This window comes from Sorangium sp. So ce362 (assembly GCF_051519845.1).
Lineage (GTDB): Bacteria > Myxococcota_A > Polyangia > Polyangiales > Polyangiaceae > Sorangium.
This window is the reverse complement of sequence record NZ_CP150332.1, coordinates 11,117,813-11,139,084: the sequence shown is the minus strand read 5'-3', so window position 1 is coordinate 11,139,084 and position 21,272 is coordinate 11,117,813. Positions and strand designations below refer to the sequence as shown.

Here is a 21,272-nt window from a genome sequence, read left to right as displayed (position 1 = left end):
CTGAAGACGCCTGAAGAGAGCAGAATTTCGAGGCGCCGTTGCGCGCCGCGCGCGGGTGCTAGGGTGGCGCTCATGTCGAACGTGCTCCGAGCGACGCTCCTGAGCCTCCTCGGCAGCCTCGCTCTCGGCTCTGCGTCTGCGGGGCCGCCCGCCACGACGGCGACGCCCTCGACGCCCGCAGATCTCGTGATCACGGCCGGCGTCGTCCGGACGATGGACCCCGCGAAGCCGCGCGCCGAGGCGGTCGCCGTGCGCGGCGAGCGGATCGTCTTCGTGGGCAGCGCGGCCGACACGAAGGCCTTCGTCGGGCCGGGGACGCGCGTCGTGGACCTGCCGGGGCGCGCGGTCGTGCCCGGGCTCGTCGACGGGCATGGCCATCTCTACGGGCTCGGGGTCGCGCTGGAGACGCTGAGCGTGCGCGGCACGAAGAGCGCGGAGGCGGCGGCGGCGGTCGTGGCCGAGGCGGCGAAGGCCCGCACGAAGGGCGAGTGGATCACCGGGCGCGGCTGGGATCAGAACCTCTGGCCGGGCGCCGCGTTCCCCACGCACGCCCCGCTCGACGCGGCGGCGCCGGAGCATCCGGTGGCGTTGCGCCGCGTCGACGGGCACGCGCTCTGGGCGAACGCGGCGGCGATGCGCGCGGCCGGGGTCGGCAGAGACACGCAGGATCCACCGGGCGGGCGCGTCCTGCGCGACGCGGCGGGCGAGCCGACGGGCGTCTTCGTCGACAGCGCGATGGGCCTCGTCGAGGCCCAGATCCCGGCCGACCCGCCCGCCGTGCGCGAGCGGCGCATCCTGCGCGCGGCCGAGGAGGCGCTCTCGTCCGGGCTCACGGGCGTGCACGAGATGGGCATCGACGACGAGACCGTGGCGGTCTACCGCGCGCTCGCCGCCGCCGGGCGGCTGCCGATCCGCGTCCACGCGTACCTCGCTGGCGAGGGAAGGCTCGAGGGGCTCGGGGGGCGCGCGCCCGACGTCGACGCGACGGGCACGGCGATGTTCGTGCTGCGCGGGGTCAAGCTCTACGCCGACGGCGCGCTCGGCTCGCGCGGCGCGGCGCTCCTCGAGCCGTACGCGGACGAGCCCTCGACGAAGGGGCTCCTGCTGATGGATCGCGAGGCGCTCGCGCGCGCGGCGCGGCTCGTCGCGGACGCGGGCTTCCAGCTCGCGGTGCACGCGATCGGCGACCGCGCCAACCGCGCCGTGCTCGACGCGCTCGAGGCGCTCGGCCCGGGGCGGGCGGCGGCGCTGCGGTTCCGCGTGGAGCACGCGCAGATCGTCTCGCCCGACGATCTGCCGCGCTTCTCGGCGCTCGGCGTGATCGCCTCGATGCAGCCGACGCACGCGACGAGCGACATGCCGTGGGCGCCCGCGCGGCTCGGCGCCCGTCGCCTGGAGGGCGCTTACGCCTGGCGGTCGCTGCTCTCGTCGGGCGCGCGCGTCGTGTTCGGCTCGGATTTCCCGGTGGAGGAGGTCTCGCCGCTGCTCGGCCTCTACGCGGCCGTGACCCGGCAGGATCTCGCGGGCCAGCCCCCGGGCGGGTGGATGCCTGCGGAGCGGCTCGACCTCGACGAGGCGCTCCTGGCCTTCACCGCGGCGCCCGCGTATGCGGCCTTCGCCGAGGGCCAGAGGGGCCGGATCGCGCCCGGCTACGTCGCCGATCTGACGGTCCTCGGCCGCGATCTCTCGCCCGATCGCTCGCTCGTCGACACGCCGATCGACATGGTGGTCGTGGGCGGCCGCGTGGCGCGCGCGCCGGCCCCGCGGTGAGCGATCGGCCTCAGAAGGTGCCGACTTCGCCGAGCAGCGTCCCGTGCTCGCTCAGGTACACATGGCCCCGAGGGGTCGACTCGCCCGCCTCCCAGCGCGATTCGACGGAGAGCTCGAAGGCGCCGCTGCACCCCGCGCAGCTGTCCCCCGACCCACCACCGGCGTACACGTCCGGGAACGGGTTCTCGTCGAAGGAGAAGAACAAGCGAAGGTGCGTGGCCCCGTCGTCGCCCCGATGGAGCGCCCCGCGCTGATCGTGGTGGAGAATGCCGTCGGCGCTCGATAGATGCCCGAGCACGAGGATCTGCAGATACGCGTCGGCGCACGCGCTGCTGCGGTCGATGTACGCCACAACCGGCGAGCTCTCGGTGTCGGCGGCGAGGGACCAACTCACGGCGCTCGTCGTTCCGTTGGCCCATGCCACGTCGAAGCTCCCGGCCCCGCCTGTCGCATCGATGGCCTCCTGGCCGCTCACACCGAGGGGCGTCGGGTCGACGAGGCCATGCTCCACGAACTGGCCCGCCACCTCCGGGAACGAGTCGCAGGGATCGGCGGCGACCTCCCCCGTCTGTCCCCCGGCGTGAGCGCACCCCACGAGCAGCCCCACCAGCAGCCAGCAAGCCAATCGTACGTTCATCGAAGCCTCCTTCGCCATCCACCTGTCGCAGCGCAGGAGCCAGCGCAAGCGCCGCGTAGCGCAAATACGCATTATCTATCGCGCTATTATGCTAACATCGATGCATATATGCGATACAAGAGCGCGCAGTACGATGAAATCGCAAAGGATTTCTGCCGAGCGCTCCGCGGCCAACGCTCGCAGCGGCAGCTGAGCGTCCGGCTCGGGTACGGCACGAACGTCGCCTTCGGCTGGGAGTCCGGGCGGCGCTTTCCCACGTTCCCGACCCTGCTGCGCGTCGCGGCGTACAACGGCGTCGACGTCCACCGGGCGCTCTCGGATTTCGTGCGCCAGGAGTCGGCCCTCGGCGGGGACGTCGCCGTCTCCGACCCGGCCCTCACGGCCACCCTCTTTCAGGTCGTCAAGGGGGGCCTGAGCAACGCCGAGATCGGCGCCCGTATCGGGCGCAGCGCGTCCCAGGTGTCGCGCTTCATCGCGGGCACATCCCAGCCCCGGCTCCCCGACGTGCTGGCCCTCGTCGACGCGACAACCGACAGGCTCCTCGACTTCCTCGCCCTCTTCGTCCACCCGGGCCAGCTGCCCTCGGTGGCGCGCGACTTCCGTGTGCTCGAGGAGCGCCGCCGGATAGCGACGGAGCTCCCCTGGTCTCACGCCGTCCTGCGCGTCCTCGAGCTCGCGAGCTACGCGGCCCTCCCCTGCCACGACGACGCCTGGGTCGCCGCTCGCCTCCGGCTCCCGGACGACGAGGTGCGCGCGTGCCTCGAAGCCCTGTCGCGGGCGGGTCTGGTCCGATGGCGCGAGGGCCGGTACGCCGCCACGGCCGAGACGGTCGACATGACCCGAGGCGCCGCCGAGCCGCGGCAACGATTGAAATCGCACTGGCTCGACGTCGCCGCGCGCCGGCAGCGTCGCGGCGATCCGGGCCTGTATTCCTACAACCTGGTCAGCGTCGCGCGCTGTGACCTCGAGCGGCTGCGCGCCTTGCATGTGCGGTATTTCCACGAGCTCCGTCAGATCGTGTCGGATTCGCGCGAGCCCGATTGCGTCGCGCTGGTGGCGATGCAGCTCTTCGAGCTCGGCGCGTGAGGCACGGATCGGGGCCCGACATGGCCGAGCCCCCGGGAGCCGCGGGCCCTCATCGAGCGCAGGGGAGCTCCGGCCAGGCCGACGCGGACACGGTTCGAGGCCACGGCGAAGGTGGGCCACGCCATCCTCGTCCTGCTCCTGACGCGGGAAGTGCGTCCCCGCCGAGGTGTCTCCACCATCGTGCCGCGGAATGCAGCATGCCGCATTCTGCGGCGGCTCCGCGCGGTCAGGCTGGATTTTCACAGGAGGAAATCGGCTGACGCAGCGCCGAGCTGGCGTCGTTCGGGGGAACGCGACCTGGAGCGAAGCGGCTTCCCACCCGGGGGACCCGGGGTCAGCGACGGTGTCGCCAGCGAGCTGAAGTGGGGCCATTTTGGTGAAAATCCGGGCTAGCTCGCCGCGCCCGATCTGGGCTAGGGTGCGCGGCATGGAGCTCGCCCGCGAGCCGACCCCACCCGTATCCGGGGTATTCGTCGTGCTCGCGCTGAGCGCGCCACCCAGCGACCTGGGCCCATGACAGCGGCCCATGGAGTCTCGACCATGAACGAACTCTCCGACAACCGAAGCGCGAGGCGCCATCCGGGCCCTCGCTCCTGGCCCGGCGCCCATCGCGTGTCGCGGCGCCCCACGGCCCTCGGGCCTCGCATCGCCCTCGCCCTGCTCGTCGGCGTGAGCCTTGGCTCGGCGGCCTGCGGCGGCATCACAGCGTTCGAAGGGGGACGGGCGTTCACCGTCGTCGGCCAGCCGCCCCCGCCGCCCCCGCCCCCGCCGCCCGAGAAGAAGCGCGTGGAGGTGACGGAGGACAAGATCGTCATCAACGAGAAGATCCTCTTCGAGCACAACAAGGCGGGGATCCGGGTGGAGTCGCACAGCCTGCTCAACGAGGTCGTCGACACGATCAAGAAGCACCCGCATATCAAGAAGATCGCCATCGAGGGGCACGCGAGCTCCGACGGTGCGGACGATCACAACATGAAGCTCTCGGATCGCCGCTCGAAGGCCGTGATGGAGTTCCTCGTCCAGCACGGGATCCCTCAGAGCATGCTCACCGCCAAGGGCTTCGGCGAGACAAAGCCCATCGCGGACAACGAGTCGGAGGAGGGGCGTGAGAAGAACCGCCGGGTCGAGTTCAACATCGTCGAGCAGGACACCGCGAAGGCCGCGGGGGAAGGGCAGTAGATGCTGATCCGGGGTCGATCCACGAACGCTGCTCCCGGCAAGGAGGCGCGCATGAAGCAATGGCTCTTCGGTATGGTCCTGGTCGCCTCGTCGAGCGCGTCCGCAGGGTGCTCCTTCGCCGTGCGGAGCCCGGAGATGTACCGCGACGACACGGCCGCGCTGCTCGCGACGCGAGAGGAGCAGATCCGGTCGTGTTACGACGCGGAGCTCGCCCGGAATCCCGCCGCCGAGGGGAAGGTCACCGTCAGCTTTCTCGTGCTCGAGGACAGCGGCCGCCTCACGGACATCGTCGTCGAGCCGGAGGGCACCACCGCATCGAAGGAGGTGACGAGCTGCGTCGTCGAGTCGATCGATGGGCTCCTCCTGACGCCGGCGGATCAGAACAAGGGCAAGGGGAAGTTCGTCTGGGAGTTCACGCCCCGGGCCCCGAAGGCGTAGCCGCGGGGAAGCCCGAGCGCTCGAAGGCCTGCGCGCCGTCCGCGAGCCCCCCACCCGTGGTCTCGCGGACGTGACGACGGCAGCCAGCAATCACAATCCAGCATTTTACGTCGACGACGCGACGCTCGTGACCGGGGTGCGCGCGCACGTCGAGCTCGTGCTCGCCTGTACGGCGAACATGACCAGGCTGAGCGCCGCGCGAGCCCCTGGCTCGACCGGGCCGGCGCATCGGCGTTGACGGCTCTCTGGTTGAGGGGGGCGTGAAACCTGCCGCCGAAAGGACCGATATATGGCCGAAGATCTGAAGGAAGCGCGAGCGATCCAGAACGTCATCACCCGTGCCGCCCACAACATCGACCGGCGGCGATGGGACGAGGTCCGCAACCTCTACGCGGATGTCGTCTTGAACGATTTCACATCGATCCTCGGGGGCGAGGCGGCCTTGCAGAAGGCGGACGACATGCTGGCGGCGTGGAAGAAATTTCATGGCGCGATCGACGTTTCGCAGCACTTCCTCGGCCCCATCGACGTCGAGGTGAGCGGCGAGGAGGCCTCCGCCGAGTGCCATGTGCGCGCTTATCACCGGTTCGCGCGCGCGCCGGGCGGCGAGGAGTGGATGGTCGCGGGGCACTACCGCTATGGGTTGACCAGGCAAGTGGATGGCTGGAGGATCAAGCAGGTGAGGTTCGAGATCGCCTACCAGACTGGCAACACGAACATGTTCGCGGAAGCTGGTCAGTGATGGCCGCGCGCTAGGGGCGGCGCCTCCGACGGGCCTCCGACGGGCCTCCGACGGGCCTCCGATGGGCCTCCGACGGGCCTCCGATGGGCCTCCGACGGGCCTCCGACGGGGACGAGGGCACGCGCCGGGTCAGACGGGGAGGAGCTCGGCGATGGCGATGTCCTCCAGCTGGAGGACCGAATCGAGGTGGAAGCCGGCCTCCCGCGTGAGCTCCCTGTATTCACCGTCGCTCCGGCACCGGCCGCCGGCGCTGATCGTGAGCATGAGGACGTCGGCGAGGGCCGCCCGCGCGAGGTTGGACGGCTGGAGGATCTGCTCCATGATGAGCAGCCGCGCGCCGTTCGCGTCGCCGATCGCGCGCCGGATGACGCGCAGGATCCGGGAGCACTCGTCGTCCCCCCAGTTCCAGAGGCAGTGCTTGACGATGTACAGATCGTGGCCGCCGGGCACCGCCTCGAAGAAGTCCCCCGGATGGAAGCTCACCCGATCGCCCACGCCGGCCTCTTGCAGGTAGCGCGTGGCGGAGGGCTCGAGGTGCGGGAGATCGAGCACCGTGGCGCGCACGTGGGGGTGGGCCTTCACGATCGCGGAGGCGAGCGTGCCCAGTCCACCTCCCACGTCGAGCACCGAGCTCACTTCCCCGAACCTGGTATAGGCCTGCGCGGCCATCGCCGAGCCCTCCAGCGAGTGGTCGAGCATGGCGCGGTTGAACAGCGCGCTGTCGGCGGCGTCGGCGCGGAGGTGCTCGTAGATCGTCTTGCCGCGGCGATGCGTGAAGCCCGCCTTGCCATCGCGGATCGCGTCCACGAGCCCGCCCCATGCATCCTGCTGGACCGGCGAGCGGAAGAACTCGGCGAGGGCGCGCAGGCTGAAGGGGTGATCGCTCCGGAGGCGCCTCGACAGCTCGGTGTGCTGAAAGCGGCTGTCGCCGAGCTCCTCGAAGATCCCGTTCGCCGCGAGCGCCCGGAGCATGCGATAGAGCGACGGGCCGTGCAGCCCGAGCCGCGCCGCGATGTCGTCCACGCGCGTGGGCGCGTCGCCGATCGCGTCCGCGAGCCCGAGGCTCGCCGCCGTGCACGTCGCGTGAAAGAGATACATGGCATTCGTGATCTCGTTGAAGCGCTGTCGGCCGGTGCTCGAGGGGATCCGTGCTGCTGCATCGTCGTTCATGGTTCCGCTCCCATCTCATCCGATGTTTGTGGCGTCCGTGCGGCTTGCTGACGTCGAGCCCGCGCAATGCGGTGCTCTGTGGGCATTCCCGGCGGGAATGCCCGTAGCCCGCACGTCTGAACCTGGCGCCTTCATTTTGCCACGATTCCAGCGAGGTACCCCGGTTGGATTCGCCAAATTCGTGCCGGGGACGAGGTCGACCCGAGGTGCTCTCCGTCCATGCGCTCCGCGCCGGCGCCGCCTTTCGATAGCCGCGCGACGGCTCCCTGCAGGCCGTCCTGCAGGTTCACGTAGGTAGTCCTACCCCTGCTGACCCGGGGACAAGGTGGAGGTGGCGGGATGACACGGCGAGGTGCGCGGCCGGCGGCGCTCATCGGCGGGGGCATCGCGGGCCCGGTGCTCGGGAGGTTGCTGCGCGACCGAACCAGGCGAGAGCCTCTCCGGATGTTTCGAAGGCGGACGTGAGATCTCTCGATGCACGTCGACTCGAGGAGACGTGCGAGGAGCGAGCAGCCCGTGTAAAAGAGAATGACCGTGAGAAAGTCATCCCCACGTTCCTGGAACTGGACCGGTCCGCTCGCGATGTCCATTGCGCTGCTCGCCGCCTGCGGCGATGCCGCGGAGGATCCCCGGCCGGACGGCACCAGCGTGGGCAGCTCAGGCTCCGGCGGCGACGCCGGTGCCGGCGGCCTGGGCGGCGCGGGCGACGGAAGCGGCGCCGGCGGCGCCGGCGGCGCCGGCGGGGAGGAGCTACCGCCACCGGATCCTGCAGAGCCGCTCTTCGCCGGAACGAGCATCCCGCGGTTCGAGATCGCGCTGTCGCAGGCGTCGATCGATCGGCTCAACGCCACGCCCGACGAGTACGTCGCCGGGCAGCTCACGGTGACGATGGACGGCGAGGTGGTCGAGCTCGCCGACGTCGGCGTGCGGCTCAAGGGCGCCCACGGTTCGTTCCGGACCCTGGACGACAAGGCCGCATTCCTGCTGAAGTTCGACGAGTTCACCGACGACCAGACCCTGCTCGGGGTGGAGAAGCTCGCGCTCAACAACATGGTCCAGGATCGGAGCATGATCCACGAGCGCCTGGCCTACGCCCTGTTCCGCGCGATGGATGTGCCCGCGCCGCGCTCGGCCCACGCGACGGTCTGGCTGAACGGCTCGCTCTACGGCCTGTATGCCACCGTCGAGGCAGCGGATAACCCTCGCTTTCTGGATCGATGGTTCGGCGACCACGGGGGCAACCTGTACGAGGGGGCTTACGGGAGCGATCTCGAGCGCTCGAGCATCGAGACCTTCGACCAGGACAACGGCGATGACGTCGCGTTCGCCGATCTCTATGATCTCGCGGAGGCGCTCGACGACATGACGAGCCCGGACACGTTCCTCGCCGAGGCTTCGCGGCACATCGACATGGATCGCTACCTCGCGTTCGCGGCCACGGAGACCTTCATCGGCCACTGGGACGGCTATGCCTGGCTGCGCAACAACTACTTCATCGCGCGGCGCCCGGACGACGGCCGCTGGACCTTCCTGCCGTGGGGCCTCGACCAGACCTTCACGGACGATCTCTATCCCTTCGGCGGCGAGGCCCGCCTCCAGCGGATGTGCACCGCCTCACCGCCGTGCCGGCAGGCGCTCGCAGCGGCGTTCGAGCGCGTCCTCGAGCGCGCGTCGGAGCTCGACCTGGCGCGCGACGCCGAGGCGGTGCGCACCCTGATCTGGGCCGACGTGCTCGAGGATCCGCGCCGGGACGTGAGCCCCGATGACGTCGGCGAGCACATCGACGCCACCATCGCTTTCCTGAACGACCGTCCTGCCAGCGTGCGGACGCAGCTCGCCTGCGTGGACTCCTCGGGGCTCGACGCGGACGGCGACCTCTCGTCCGGCTGCGACGAGGACTGCAACGACGGCGATGCCTCGGTGTACCCGGGCGCCCCCGAGCTGTGCGACCTGATCGACAACGACTGTGACGGGCTCGTGGACAACGAGCCATCGTGCCCGCATTGCGCCCCGCGGCCGCTTCCGGAGGGCGGCTCGCTGGCGTTCTGCTTCGCGCCCGCGACGTGGGCGGACGCGGAGCTCGACTGCATCGCGCAGGGCGGGCACCTCGTGTCCATCCACGACGAGGAGACGCAGGATCTCGTGGTCTCGAGCGCCGACGCGATCCAGCCGGGCGACTGGTGGATCGGGCTCACCGACGCGGCGTCCGAGGGGGACTTCGCGTGGACCGACGGCACACCGTACGACCACGAGCGGTGGACGGGCGGCGAGCCGAACAACGCCGGCGACGGAGAGCACTGCGTGGAGCTGGCGAGCTGGGCCGGCGGGCAGTGGAACGATATGCCCTGCTACGCCGAGCTGCCCTACGTGTGCAGGCTGCCTTGACGAAAATCGCATGCGCTCCAGCCGCAGAGGCCGACGTGAGGAGCCGACGCCGGACGCAACACCGGCCATGCAGCCCCCCGCCAGCGCGCGGCGCCCGTGCGCATGCGTGATAATGTCGGCGAATGCCGAAGAAGAAGCGGGAGGTTCAGGTCAACACGCTGTCGCGATACGAGAAGTCGTCGGGTCGGCTCGTGCTCGAGGAGTACTCGAGCTGCGAGGTGCCGGCGGGCTGTGGAGGCGCGATCCTGCGGTGGATCGACCCGCTCGAGGCGCTCCCGCTGCGCCTGTGGCTCTGGACGACGGGCGAGGCGGAGCTCTTCTTCGACGGCGCGCCCTTCGCATCGAGCCGCGTCGACGCGCGCGCCGGCCGGCACGTGCTCGCGCTCTGCGTGCGGCCCAAGGGGGGATTGCCGCCGCAGCTCGCGCTCGCGCTCGGTTACTCCGACGACGCGAAGGGGAGCTTCGAGCCCGAACGTTCGCGGTCGATCGGCCGCAAGATCGAGCTCCTCTCCGGCGCGGGCGCCGTGATGGTCGGGGCGACGAAGCCGCCGGAATTCGATGCCTGGCGCCTGCCGGACTTCGACGACAGCGGCTGGCCGGCCCTCGTCCAGGCGAGCGCGGCGATCGAGGATCCCTCGAAGGATTGGCACCTCGGGCAGGTGCAGGAGACGGGCGCCCGCGTCGTGGGTTTGCCCGGACAGACGGGCCCGCTCTGGGTGCGTTGCACCTTCGAGCTCGCGCTGGGAGGTGCCGCGTGAGCCCGCGGCCGCCGCTCGTGCTCGTGCCGCAGTTCTTCGGGTCGACCGTCTTCGACAGGCGAAGCTCGCGGTATCTGCCCTTCGACCACGAGGCGACCGGCGTCCTCCTCCGCGCCCGCACGACCTCGATGGGCGCGATGATCGACGACGCCCCGCCCGAGCGGAAAGACGCGCTCGGCGCGTTCGCCGCCGCGTTTTATCGGAGGGACTTCTTCACCCACGATCTGCGCTTCGACGGCGAGACCCTCGACGTCGTGCCGCCGGCCGATCACCTCGCGGGTCCGCTCGCCGTGCACCTCGAGGTCGCGGCCTCGTGCAACTTGACCTGCTCGCATTGTTTTGCCGGCGAGCTTCCGCGGCGCGAGCCCCCGCTCACGCTCGCCGAGCTCGACGTGCTCTTCGGCACCCTCGCCCGCATGGGCTCGTTCCGCCTCGGCCTCACGGGCGGCGAGCCGCTGCTTCGCAAGGACCTCTTCGATATCCTCGATCTCGCCACCGGCCACGGCCTGCACCCGTGCCTCACGACGAATGCGCTCCTGCTCACCGAGGAGATCGCGAAGAAGCTCGGCGAGCGGTCGCTCGTCTGGCTCAACGTCTCCCTCGACGGGGCGACGGCCGCGACGAACGATGGGGTCCGCGGGGCGGGGACGTTCGATCGGGTGCTGGAGAAGCTCGCCATGCTCCGGGCGCACGCGCGATTCTCGCTCGCGTTCACCGTCATGCGGCACAACGCCGACGAGGCGCGGGCGTTCGCCGAGCTCGCCGCGCGGGCGGGCGCGCACACGGCCGTGTTCCGGCCGCTGTATCCCGTGGGCTCGGCCGAGGCGCGGGAGGAGCTCTGGCCGTCGTTCGGCGATTACGAGCGCGCGCTCGACGCGATCTGGACCCTCGGGGCCGACGAGGCGGGCCGCCCCGCCGAGGCGCGCGCGATCGACCCGTTTTCCCCGAAGAGCCGCCGTGATTCCCAGGCCGTCGTCCACGACAACTGGGGGTGCGGCGCGGGCAATACCGTTTGCTCCATCTCCGTCGGGGGCGACGTCAATCCATGCAGCTTCCTCGGGCCGACGTTCGTCGCGGACAACGTCCGCCGCACGCCGTTCGATCGTATCTGGAGCGAGGGCGAACGACTCCGCAGAATCCGTGGTTTGCCCGGGGATGGCACGGGCACGGCGACGTTCGGCGGCGGCTGCCGGGCTCGTTCGCTCGTCATGGCCGGAGACGTCAATGCCCCCGATCCTTGGCTTGCCGAGCACGAGACCGTGCCGGTTCGCCGCAATCCCCTCACCGTGCTTCGCGCTCAGCGGAGGCTCGCATGACCGCGCTCGACACCGGATGGCTCCTCTCGGCCGATCGTGTTTTGCCCTCGGCCGCCGAGCTCTTGACCCTCGCCGCGAACCTCGCCGCGGCCGGCCAGCCCGAGAGGGCTGCCATAGCCTGCGACGCCGCCTTCGGCCTCGAACCCGCGGATCCCGAGCTCGCCTCCGCGCGTGCCCTCCTGCTCGATCGGCTGCGTATCGAGGAGCATGGCCTCGTGTTTCGATACGTGCCCGCGGGACCGTTCCGGATGGGCGCGGAGGACGGCGACCCCGACGAGCAACCGGTGCATTCGGTCGAGCTCGACGCATTCTGGATGACGGAGGTCCCCATCACCTGGTCCGCCTACAACGCGCTCCTCGGCTGGCCCCCTCCGCCCGATGGTATGCCCCCGCAGAGGCCGATGGAGGGCAAGAAGGCGGGAGAGTTCGACAGGGACCGGTTCGGCCTCAGCAACGATCACAAGATTCGCCGCCAGTATTGTGAAAGCGAGACGATCCGCGCCCGCGACTGGCACGCGCACGCCCCCGAGAAAGAATGGCTGCGCGGCGGGCAGCGCGTGACGTCGACAGAGCTCTTCGGTGATGTCGCCCGGAAGGACGGCAAGCGCCCCTGGACGTACGACCAGAAGCCGATGGTCGCTGTCTCGTGGGCCCAGGCGAACGAGCTCGGCAAGGTGCTCTCGAACGAACGGGTGACCTACCGTTTGCCCACGGAGGCCGAGTGGGAAAAGGCCGCGCGCGGCGGGCTCGTCGGCCATCGTTATCCCTGGGGGGACGACCCGCCCACGGCCGAGCGCTGCGACTTCGGCCGATTCGAGGCCTTCTCGATCCGTCCGCCCCAGGAATTCCGGCCGAACGGGTACGGCCTTCACGGCATGAGCGGCGGCGTCCGCGAATGGACGAGCGACGGATACGACGCCGCGTATTACTGCGAGAGCCCGCGCGTGTCCCCCACGGGCCCCGGCAAGGCGAAGCAACGTGTGCTCCGCGGGGGCTCGTGGGCCGATTGCGCGTGGGCCGTGCGGGTCTCGTTCCGCATGGGGCACCGGCCCGATCGAGCGAGTGATCCGACGATTGGATTTCGCCTGTGCCGGACCTCCCGGTGACGGGTAGTGGTCTCATTTGCCCAGAGAGAGTTCACATGAAGGCGGGAAGGCGGTAAGATCATTGATCTTTTCTTCCCGCCTTCCCGCCTTCCCGCCTTCATGTTCAAATCCGACCACTACCCGGTGACGCGCGACCTCCCGGCGCCCGAGCCGCTGCTGGGGTGAGGACACCGAGGGGCAGCTCGGCGTCGGCCTGGACGTCGCGGAGCGGCCGTCGCCTGTCGCGGTCGAGCGCCCTCGCTGAGCGCGGCTCGAAGCCGCCGGAGCGCATGGGCCCATCCTACGTGCTGGCGGTCCCCAGGGTGCAGGGGGACCTCGCGCGAGGACCACGCCTGTGTCCATCGACCCCAACCGAGCTGCCCACGCGGGACCACGGGCCTCGCGCGGGCGGCCGCGAGGCGCTGGAGGTGCCGCCGGACATGGTCTAGCCTGACAAGCTGTAGCTCAGCCAACCGCCGCGCCGCCGCGGCGCCGAAGGCCGCTCCAGCGTCCCCATGGCGCCCGCAGAGAGGTCCTCCCATGCGCATCGCCCTGATTTCCGATATTCACGGCAATGAAGTGGCGCTCAGGGCCGTGCTGGCCAGCATCCAGGAGGCCGGCGTCGATCAGGTGATCTGCCTCGGGGACGTCGCGACGCTGGGGCCGCGACCTCGAGCCATCCTGGACATGCTGCGGGAGCTCGGGTGTCCGTGCATCCTCGGCAATCACGATGAGTTCATGCTGGATCCGGGGCTGATCCGCGCCTACACCGAGGCGCCCATCGTGGTCGACGCGGTGGACTGGTGCCGTGACCAGCTGTCCGAGGACGACCTCGGCTTCCTGCGCACGTTCCAGGCGCGCCTCACGATCCCGCTCGACGCTCACGCGACGCTCCTCCTGTTTCACGGCTCGCCCCGGTCTCACATGGAGGACCTCCTCTCGAACACGCCGCCCGAGGAGCTGGATCGCCGCCTCGACGGCCACGCGGCGACGGTGATGGCCGGAGGGCACACGCACCTCCAGATGCTCCGCCAGCACCGCGGCACGCTCCTCGTGAACCCGGGGAGCGTCGGGCTCCCGTTCAAGGAGTACGCGAACGGCGGGCCGCCGACGCTGCTGCACCACGCCGAGTACGCGATCGTGGAGGCGCGCGGCGGCGCGGTCGACGTCAGCCTGCGCCGGGTGCCGGTCGACAGGGACGCGCTCCGCGCCGCCGTGGGGGCGTGCGACAACCCGATGCGCGGCGCGCTGCTGCAGCAATACGCCTGAGCGCGCGCGGCCCGGGGCGAGAGGGCGCCCTCGAGCTGCGACGCCCTGGATCGACGAGCGCTGGAGGGTGTCCGGTACAACCCGGAGTCCGGGAACACCCATGACATGAGATCTCACGGGGGCGAGCGCCGTGGCGTCGACTGCCATCGAGGCGATCTCGGCGCGCTCGCGGAGGTTCACGATCTCAAGCCGGTTGGTTGTGTGGTCCTCGGCCTCCCGGGGGTCATGGAGCCGCCGCCGGTGTGGACGGTCGACGGGCTCCGACGCCGCCCCGGGCGCGCGAGCGCCCCGATGAGCGCCTGGCGCGGCGCGGGCAGGCGCGCCCTCGGATCACGCGGCGTCGGCGAGGTCGACAGGCCCGATCTGCGTGCGGCGGGGCGCGGCGTTCTGGTAGCCTCGACGTGCACGCCGGAGAGCGATGGAGTCCCGATGACGAAATACGAGCAGATCAAGCTGTCCTATGAGGCGTCCAAGGCGGCGATCGGCCAGGTCGCGGAGGAGCTCTTGCTCTGGATATACGAGCTGCGGGACCACCTGGCCTGGCCGAGGGACAAGTGGGCGCTCAACCGGATCGCCGGCGATGGCCAGGCCAACGGGCTGCTGCAGCGGTTCATCGTCGAGAATCAGCCCGGCGTCGGCGAGGTCCTGAAGTGCCAGCTGTCCCTCACCGTCGAGGACGAGCTGCCGTTCACCGTCGACTTCTTCGCGGTGGGCAGGACCGACAGGGGCCTCCTCGTCGTCCTCATCGGCGGAGACCAGATCACCGTCAGCAAGGCCTCCCCCGAGCCGTTCTTCGAGAAGGCCGTGGAGCACATCCGGCAGCAGGCGAGGCGCGTGGCCAAGGCGCGCCGCGTAGGAGCCGGCCCCGGCACCCCCTACCGCCCCGCATAGCCCCCGGCACCGCCAGGCGCGAGGCGCCCAGACGAGCGCCGCCGTGCAGATGCGACAGGCGCGCCGGGGGTGCCGTACTTCACCAACGAAACCCGCCCCGGCCAAAACGAAAGCCCGACCCCCGAGAAGCCTGCGCAAACTCACGATGTCTCGTCAGGAAGCCCCTGGCCCAGCTCCTGCTTCTACGGGACACCGAGCGCCTGAGGGACGGTTTCCCCCCCCCCACCGTCGGACGGGCGCTCTTTTTTTTTCCGCGTCGCGCTGCCACGGCGCCTCGCGCGGGCACGGCGCACGAGGCGCCGTGCCCCGGGGCGGTCACGGCGAGACGCAGGGGACGCTCGGCGCGGCCTCCGGCGAGAGCAGCGGCGGCAACCACCGCCGCAGCACCAGGGGCACCATGGCGTCGTGCGGCATGGGCTCCGTCGGCTGGAGCTGCTCGAGCTCGCGGAGCACGCCGGGCGCGGCAGGATGCGCCTCGACGCCGCTCTGGAAGGCGCGGCGGAAGTCGCTGATGGGGCGCCTGGCCCAGGTCATCGTCTGCCACGACACGACGACATGCGTGGTCGGCGACGACCGCGCGAAGGGGAGCGCGATGTCGACATCCATGCACGTGTCGACAACGAGCGCCGCGTGCACGGGCGTGGACGCGCGCAGGGCGGTCGCGACGCCGCCCGCGCTGTTGCAGCCGCCGCCGGAGTGGCCGGCGACGACGACGCGCGTGCGGTCGAGCGTCGCGACGCCGCGCAGCCGCGCGGCGGTGGCGTCGAGGAACACGTCCAGGTCGAAGGCCGGCCAGCTCGTCCGCGCCACCGCCACGGCCGCCGGGAGCACGGCGCTCGGCGCCGCGACGAGGATCGGCGGGATCCGGCCTGCCTCCATGAGCTCCGCCGCGATCCGGCGGAGATCGCCCTCCTGGCCGCCCCCCATCCAGCGGTACTTGATCTGCGCCGCGTTGGTGCCGTGCAGGAACACGAGGATCGGCAGCGGCCGCGCGGGGTCGGCGGCCGCCAGGCGGTGCACGAACGCCCGGCCCAGCCAGCGCTGCTCCGGCGGCACCGCGCTCGCCGCGGCAGCCCCGGCCTGCGCTGCGCCCTGCAGCGCCGCGCCGCTCGCCGGGGCAGGCGGGCGCTCGTAGTCGTAGGTCGCGCCGTCGAGCTGCCCCGCAGGCAGCCTCGGCCCCGCCTTCGCGGGGGCCACCGGCGCAGGCCTCGGCTGCGCCCCCGTGCGGCCCGGGAAGGACGCGGCCGCGAGCCCCGCCGCGAGCGCCAGGGCGGCCGCCCGCGGAGCGCGCCTCCCCCGAGGAGCGCGCGGCCCCCCGCGGCGCCCGGCGGCGGTCACGGCTGCTCCCGCGCCGGGGCCTGCCCCGGAGCGGACGAGGCGCTCGAGTCCCGCGGGATCGTGCGCTTCCGCTCGAAGGCGCGGGTCGGGTCGACCACCTTGACGTCGCCGAAGCGGCTCAGCATCGGGCCGATCACCTCGGCGTCGCCCACGGCGACGATCGCGGCGCGCGACGACCGCACGTGATCGGCCGCGACCTTGCCGGCGAGGGCCGGCGTTATGTCCCGGAGCTCCTTGCGGTAGCCGTCGTGATGGTCGTCCGGCAGGTCGAGCACCTGCAGCCTCGCGATCTCGTCCGCGAGCCCCGCGGCCGTCTCGATGCCGAGGCCGAGGCCGCCCGCGAGCCGCCGCGCCGCCGCGTCGACCTCCTCCTGCGACGGCGCCGTGGCCGCGAGCCGCTCGACGTGCTCGAGCATCGCCTGCGCGGCGAGGCCCGCGCGCGCCGCCGGAACGCTCGCGTGGGCCAGGAGCGGGACCGGGCCGCGCGCGACGTCGAGCGTCGTCGCGGACGCCGCGCGCGCCGCGCCGCGCGGCTCGAGGAGGTCGCGCGAGAAGCGCCCCGAGGGGCCGCCGAGCACCTGGCCCGCGACCGCGAGCGCGGGCCACTCCGGGGCGCCGCGCTCGGGGCCGAGGACGCCGAGGAAGAGCTCGCTCTCGGCGCTCTTCGGGCGATCGATGACCGTGAGCTTGAGCGACCTCGGGGGCATCGGATCGGTGAACGAGAGCGCCGGAGGCTCGCCTTCGCGCCGGTCGGCGAAGGCCTTCTCGACGGCGGCGCGCGCGGCCTCGGGCGTCGTGTCGCCCGCCACCACGACCACGGTGTTCTTCGGGACGTACCACGCGGAGTGGAAGGCGCGGCAGTCGGCGGCGGTGATCTTCGGGAGCTCCGCCGCGGTCGCGCCGAACGAGGCGTAGGGGTGCAGCTCGGTCGGGAGCGCGTAGAGGTCGCGGAAGAGGATCATCATCGCGCCCCAGCGGCCGTCCGCGTGGGCGCGATCCCTCGCCGCCTCGGCGGCGCGGGCCTTCAGCTTGGCGAGCTCCGCGGCGTCGAGGCGCGGCCGCTGCACGACGAGCCCGAGCAGCGCGATCGCCTCGGCGAGGCGATCGCGGGGCGCGCGCAGGCCGAACACCGTCGCGTCGAGGCCGGTGTCCACCCCGAGGGAGGCGCCGAGCGACTCGAGGCGCGCGAGCACCTCGCGGCCGGGGAGGTTGCCGGCGCCGCCGCGCAGGAGGAGCTGGCCGGTGAGCGCCGCGAGCCCCGTGCGCTCGCCGTCGGCCGCGGACCCGCCGTGGACGACCACCCGGACCTCCACGAGCGGCAGCGCGCGGTTCACCGCCGTGGCGACGCTCAGGCCGCCCGGGAGCTCGGCCCAGGCGATCGCGGGCATGCGCGCGGGGCGCGCGGGGCCGGACGGCGGAGGCGGCTCGCGGCGCGCGACCTCGGGCGGCGGCGCCGCCTCCGCGTCCTTCGCCGGCGCGGCCGCCTGCGCGGGCGGCCGCGGCGCGCTCACGGCGGGAGCGCAGCCGCACACAGCGGCCGCGGCGAGCGCCGCCGCCCAGGAGAGCCAGGGGCGCGCCGTCCGTCGCCCGCGCCGTTCGCGTCGGTTGCTTCGCTCGCTCATGACGTCACTTCTTCCTGGGTTTCGCCGTCTTCGCCGGCTTCTTCTTCGCCGCGGGCCGGGCCGCCGCGCCGCGCGGCTTCGCCTCACCCTTGCCCGGCGCGGCCTTCTCCTGGCCCTTGCCCGGCGCGGCCTTCTCCTGGCCCTTGCCGGGCGCGGCGTGCGCGCCGGCCAGCGCGCGCCTGGGCGCCCGCGGCGGCGGGGCGGCTCCCGGGATGGCGGGGGGGTAGATCTCCACGATGGTCCGGCGCGTCGGGCCGAGGTGATCGCGCACGACGCGCTGCACGTCCTCCCGGGTCACCGCGAAGTAGCGGGCGAGCTCCCCGTTCAGGTGGGCGGCGTCCCCGAAGAGGAGCTCGTGCTCGGCGAGCGCCCTCGCGCGCGCGCTCGCGCCCGCGAGGCCCGACACGAACGCCGACTGGAGCAGCCGGCGCGCCTTCGTCAGCTCGGCCGGAGGCGGCCCCGCCGTCCCGAGCGACCGGATCTCGCCCTCGATCAGCTTCTCGACGTCGCCGACCCGGGCGTCCTCGGCGAGCCGCACGTCGATGGAGAAGAGATCGGGCCCGCGGTGGCCGCCCATCGCGACCCGCACCGACCGCGCGACGGCCTTGTCCCCGACGAGGAGCGCCTCGAGGCGCGCGCTGTCGCCGGCGCCGAGCAGGAAGGCCGCGAGCGAGAGCGCGTGGTGATCCGCGTGCGCGCGCGGCGGGACGGCCCACCCGTAGAGGATGGCCGGAGCGCGGGCGGCGCTGTCCCTGACGACGCCGGTGCGCTGGCTCGTCTGCTCGGGGAACGGGACGTCCTTGAAGGGCGCGGCGGAGACGGCGGGGATGCCGTCGAAGTACCTGTGCACGAGCTCCATGGCCTCGCCGGCGTCGAAGCCGCCGGCAATGGCGAGCACCGCCCGGTTCGGGCCGTAGTGGGCGGCGTGGAAGTCGCGGGCCCAGGAGAGCTCGGCGCCCGCGAGGTCGTCCGCGTCGCCGAGCGCCGGGTGCTCGTGGGGCCAGTACCCCTGGAAGGCGAGCTGGCGCAGCCGGATCCCGCCCTGGCCGTAGGCGGCGCCGAGGATCGCGCCGCGGCGCTCCTGCGCGTCCCGGCGCTGGGCCTCGAAGCCCTGCGCGCTCAGGTCGAGCGACCTCATGCGATCGGCCTCGAGCCACAGCGCCAGCGCGAGCTCGTTCGCGGGCAGCGTCTCGGTGTAGGTGGTGCGGTCGACCTCCGTCTCGGCGTGGAGCTCGCCGCCGCGCTCGGCCACGAGGCGCTGGTGCTCGCCCGCGGCCACGTTGCGGCTGCCCCGGGCCATCATGCCCATCACGAGGCGCGCGACGCCGCTCCTGCCGCTCGGCTCGTCGCGCGAGCCGGCGTCGTACGTGACGGCCACCGCGACCGTGGGCGAGCTCTTGTCGGGGCTCAGCACGACGCGCAGCCCGTTCTGGAGCGTGGCCCGCTCGACGGGGATCGCGAGCTCGATCGGCGCCTCCGCCGGGGGTGCCGCGGCGCCCTTCGGCGCGGCAGCGGCGGCGCGCCGCGGGCGCGCGACGGCCCGCGGAGGCTTCGCGGCGGCGGCCCGCGGAGGCTTCGCGGCGGCGGCCCGCGGAGGCTTCGCGGCGGCGGCCCGCGGAGGCTTCGCGGCGGCGGGCGCGGGCTTCGCCTCCGCGGCGGGCGCGGGCTTGCCGGACGGCGGCGCGGCGGCGGCGGGAGGGGGCGCGCCTGCGCTCAGCAGGCCGAGCGCCGCGAGCCCGGCCGTGAGGGCACCGCGGAGCAGGGATCGGCTCACGGTCGTGGACACGGCAGGGCGATAGCACGTCGCCGGCCGGGCGCGCCCGCCGCGCGGCGCTGCGACCGCGCTTCACGCGGTCGGCGGTCTCGCGTAGGCTCACGCCGCAGCCCCCGAGGTCACGAGCGCGCGCCGCGCGCCGCCCCGAGCTCCGAGAGAACCGCCGATGCCCGACGTTCAAAACCTGATGAAAGCCGTAGTCGGCACGCTCGTCTTCGTCGCCGTGGGGCTGATCGTCTTCCTGCTGGCGTTCATGCTGATCACGAAGCTGACCCCGTTCTCCATCCGCAAGGAGATCGAGGAGGACCAGAACACGGCGCTCGCGATCGTGATCGGCTCGGTGATCCTGGGCCTCGCCTGGATCATCTCGGCGGCCATCCACGGCTGACGCGCGGGTCTCGGCGTTGGCCACCGCCGGGCCCGACCTCCTGGGCGCGCTGCCGGCCGGGCGGCGCGGCGCGGCCCGCGGCGCCTTCCTGTGGGGCCGCGGCGTCGACCTCGCGGTGTTCGGCGGCTCCGCGGCGGTCGCGCTCGCCCTCGCGGCGCTCTCCTCGGGGGGCGCGCTCCCGACCTGGGGCTTCCTGCTCTTCGTGGTCGGCGTCGACGTGGCGCACGTGCACACGACGCTCTTCCGCACGTACCTCGATCCCGAGGAGCTCCGCCGCCACCCGGCGCTCTACGCCGCCGTGCCGCTCGCCTGCTACGCCGCCGGTGTCGCGCTGCACCTCGCCTCCGAGCTGACGTTCTGGCGCGCGCTCGCCTACGCCGCCGTGATCCACTTCGTGCGCCAGCAGGTCGGGTGGGTCGCCATCTACCGAGCGCTCGCGGGCGAGCGCTCGCGCGTCGATCGCTTCCTCGACGACGCGCTCATCTACGCGGCGACCGGGTGGCCGCTCCTCTACTGGCACGCGCACCCGCCGCGCGCGTTCCGGTGGTTCGTGGACGGCGACTTCGTGAGCTCCCCGCGGCTCGCGGCCGCGGTGGGCCCGCTCGGCGCGGTGTACGCCGCGCTCGCCGTCGCGTACGTCGCCCGCGCGATCCAGCGGGCCTGCGTCGCGCGCGCGCCGCTCAACCTCGGCAAGCACGTGGTCGTCGCGACGACCGCGGCGACCTGGTACGTCGGCATCGTCGCCACCGACAGCGACTTCCAGTTCACGGTCACGAACGTGATCGTCCACGGGGTGCCGTACATGGCGCTCGTCTTCGCGTACGCGCGGGAGCGGGCCCGCGAGGCGCCGCGCTCGCTGCTCGCGCGGCTCGTCGCCGGCGGGCTCCTCGCCTTCCTCGGGTTCGCGCTGGCGCTCGCGTTCGCCGAGGAGATGCTCTGGGATCGGCTCGTCTGGCACGACCAGCCGGAGCTCTTCGGCGGCGCCGTGGACGAGCCGCTCCTCGGCCCCCGCGCGCGGGCGCTGCTCGTGCCGCTGCTCGCGCTCCCCCAGGCGACCCACTACCTGCTCGACGCGGTGGTCTGGCGCCGTCGCCATACGCGCCCCGCGCAGGCGCGCGCGCTCGGGTTCCGGTCCGGAGCCCTGGAGGGCGCGGACGGCGAGGGTGGCGAGGGCAGCGGGCGCGGCGGCAGCGGCGGCGGCGTGACGGACGCCGTGTCGGTTCCGGCGAGCCGAGAGGCTTGACCCGCGACGCAACTCCCGTAACCCTCGGCGCTTCGCATGGCTTCGCTCGCGGCGCCCGTGCTCCGGCCACGTCCCTCGCCCCCTGCTCGGGCGCGGAGCCAGCGCCGCCTCGCGCAGCCCGGAACCATGGTTCTGGAGAAGATCCGAAGATGCTGAGAGCATGCAATGCGTGCGCGGCCTG

The 21,272-nt window shown here is 72.5% G+C and carries 19 protein-coding genes; 14 read left to right on the top strand and 5 right to left on the bottom strand.

Annotated features, from left to right (window positions below; all coding sequences use genetic code 11):
- Positions 1 to 72: 72 nt before the first annotated feature.
- A complete protein-coding gene (locus tag WMF17_RS42725) occupies positions 73 to 1,770 on the top strand; it encodes an amidohydrolase (RefSeq protein ID WP_437646621.1) in 1,698 nt (565 codons plus the stop codon).
- A gap of 10 nt (positions 1,771 to 1,780) precedes the next feature.
- Here the strand turns inward: WMF17_RS42725 and WMF17_RS42720 are convergent, their stop codons facing one another.
- Positions 1,781 to 2,407, bottom strand: a complete 627-nt coding sequence (locus WMF17_RS42720; protein ID WP_437599310.1) for a hypothetical protein — start codon at positions 2,405 to 2,407, stop codon at positions 1,781 to 1,783.
- A gap of 108 nt (positions 2,408 to 2,515) precedes the next feature.
- On the opposite strand from WMF17_RS42720, the gene WMF17_RS42715 reads away from it, so the two are divergent.
- The 5 genes from WMF17_RS42715 to WMF17_RS42695 all read left to right on the top strand — a co-directional run bounded on the left by WMF17_RS42715 (position 2,516) and on the right by WMF17_RS42695 (position 5,852).
- Entirely contained in the window at positions 2,516 to 3,493 is a 978-nt protein-coding gene (locus WMF17_RS42715; protein WP_437646620.1) for a DUF4423 domain-containing protein, read from the top strand.
- A gap of 540 nt (positions 3,494 to 4,033) precedes the next feature.
- Positions 4,034 to 4,672: an OmpA family protein gene (locus WMF17_RS42710; RefSeq protein WP_437599308.1), complete on the top strand. Its 639-nt coding sequence runs from the start codon at positions 4,034 to 4,036 to the stop codon at positions 4,670 to 4,672.
- A 51-nt stretch (positions 4,673 to 4,723) separates the two neighbouring features.
- Positions 4,724 to 5,110, top strand: coding sequence for an AgmX/PglI C-terminal domain-containing protein (locus WMF17_RS42705; protein WP_437599307.1), 387 nt, complete (start codon positions 4,724 to 4,726; stop codon positions 5,108 to 5,110).
- A gap of 70 nt (positions 5,111 to 5,180) precedes the next feature.
- Positions 5,181 to 5,348 carry a hypothetical protein gene (locus WMF17_RS42700; RefSeq protein ID WP_437599306.1) on the top strand — a complete coding sequence of 56 codons (168 nt, stop codon included), beginning with the start codon at positions 5,181 to 5,183 and terminating at the stop codon, positions 5,346 to 5,348.
- Between the two features lie 51 nt (positions 5,349 to 5,399).
- Positions 5,400 to 5,852, top strand: coding sequence for a nuclear transport factor 2 family protein (locus WMF17_RS42695; protein ID WP_437599305.1), 453 nt, complete (start codon positions 5,400 to 5,402; stop codon positions 5,850 to 5,852).
- 129 nt (positions 5,853 to 5,981) lie between these two features.
- Here the strand turns inward: WMF17_RS42695 and WMF17_RS42690 are convergent, their stop codons facing one another.
- Positions 5,982 to 7,022 carry a methyltransferase gene (locus WMF17_RS42690; protein WP_437599304.1) on the bottom strand — a complete coding sequence of 347 codons (1,041 nt, stop codon included), beginning with the start codon at positions 7,020 to 7,022 and terminating at the stop codon, positions 5,982 to 5,984.
- 534 nt (positions 7,023 to 7,556) lie between these two features.
- On the opposite strand from WMF17_RS42690, the gene WMF17_RS42685 reads away from it, so the two are divergent.
- The 6 genes from WMF17_RS42685 (at position 7,557) to WMF17_RS42660 (ending at position 14,726) form a co-directional block, all read left to right on the top strand.
- Complete coding sequence (locus WMF17_RS42685) at positions 7,557 to 9,407, top strand: CotH kinase family protein (protein WP_437646619.1); 1,851 nt, start codon at positions 7,557 to 7,559, stop codon at positions 9,405 to 9,407.
- Between the two features lie 122 nt (positions 9,408 to 9,529).
- Complete coding sequence (locus WMF17_RS42680; protein ID WP_437599302.1) at positions 9,530 to 10,165, top strand: hypothetical protein; 636 nt, start codon at positions 9,530 to 9,532, stop codon at positions 10,163 to 10,165.
- Positions 10,162 to 11,481: a radical SAM/SPASM domain-containing protein gene (locus WMF17_RS42675; RefSeq protein WP_437599301.1), complete on the top strand. Its 1,320-nt coding sequence runs from the start codon at positions 10,162 to 10,164 to the stop codon at positions 11,479 to 11,481. The genes WMF17_RS42680 and WMF17_RS42675 overlap by 4 nt, the downstream gene beginning before the upstream one ends.
- Positions 11,478 to 12,587, top strand: a complete 1,110-nt coding sequence (locus WMF17_RS42670) for a formylglycine-generating enzyme family protein (protein ID WP_437599300.1) — start codon at positions 11,478 to 11,480, stop codon at positions 12,585 to 12,587. Before WMF17_RS42675 ends, WMF17_RS42670 begins: the two co-directional genes overlap by 4 nt.
- Positions 12,588 to 13,106: 519 nt before the next feature.
- Positions 13,107 to 13,835, top strand: a complete 729-nt coding sequence (locus tag WMF17_RS42665; RefSeq protein WP_437599299.1) for a metallophosphoesterase family protein — start codon at positions 13,107 to 13,109, stop codon at positions 13,833 to 13,835.
- A gap of 105 nt (positions 13,836 to 13,940) precedes the next feature.
- On the top strand, positions 13,941 to 14,726 hold the full coding sequence (locus tag WMF17_RS42660) for a hypothetical protein (protein WP_437599298.1): 786 nt from the start codon (positions 13,941 to 13,943) through the stop codon (positions 14,724 to 14,726).
- Between the two features lie 315 nt (positions 14,727 to 15,041).
- On the opposite strand, the gene WMF17_RS42655 is transcribed toward WMF17_RS42660, so the two are convergent.
- The 3 genes from WMF17_RS42655 to WMF17_RS42645 all read right to left on the bottom strand — a co-directional run bounded on the left by WMF17_RS42655 (position 15,042) and on the right by WMF17_RS42645 (position 19,472).
- On the bottom strand, positions 15,042 to 15,923 hold the full coding sequence (locus WMF17_RS42655) for a hypothetical protein (RefSeq protein WP_437646618.1): 882 nt from the start codon (positions 15,921 to 15,923) through the stop codon (positions 15,042 to 15,044).
- Between the two features lie 137 nt (positions 15,924 to 16,060).
- A complete protein-coding gene (locus tag WMF17_RS42650; RefSeq protein ID WP_437599296.1) occupies positions 16,061 to 17,686 on the bottom strand; it encodes a M16 family metallopeptidase in 1,626 nt (541 codons plus the stop codon).
- A gap of 4 nt (positions 17,687 to 17,690) precedes the next feature.
- On the bottom strand, positions 17,691 to 19,472 hold the full coding sequence (locus WMF17_RS42645; RefSeq protein WP_437599295.1) for a M16 family metallopeptidase: 1,782 nt from the start codon (positions 19,470 to 19,472) through the stop codon (positions 17,691 to 17,693).
- Between the two features lie 175 nt (positions 19,473 to 19,647).
- Between WMF17_RS42645 and WMF17_RS42640 the strand changes: the two genes are divergently transcribed.
- Positions 19,648 to 19,848: a DUF350 domain-containing protein gene (locus tag WMF17_RS42640; protein WP_437576826.1), complete on the top strand. Its 201-nt coding sequence runs from the start codon at positions 19,648 to 19,650 to the stop codon at positions 19,846 to 19,848.
- Between the two features lie 16 nt (positions 19,849 to 19,864).
- Positions 19,865 to 21,091 carry a hypothetical protein gene (locus WMF17_RS42635; protein ID WP_437599294.1) on the top strand — a complete coding sequence of 409 codons (1,227 nt, stop codon included), beginning with the start codon at positions 19,865 to 19,867 and terminating at the stop codon, positions 21,089 to 21,091.
- The last annotated feature ends 181 nt before the right edge of the window (positions 21,092 to 21,272 follow it).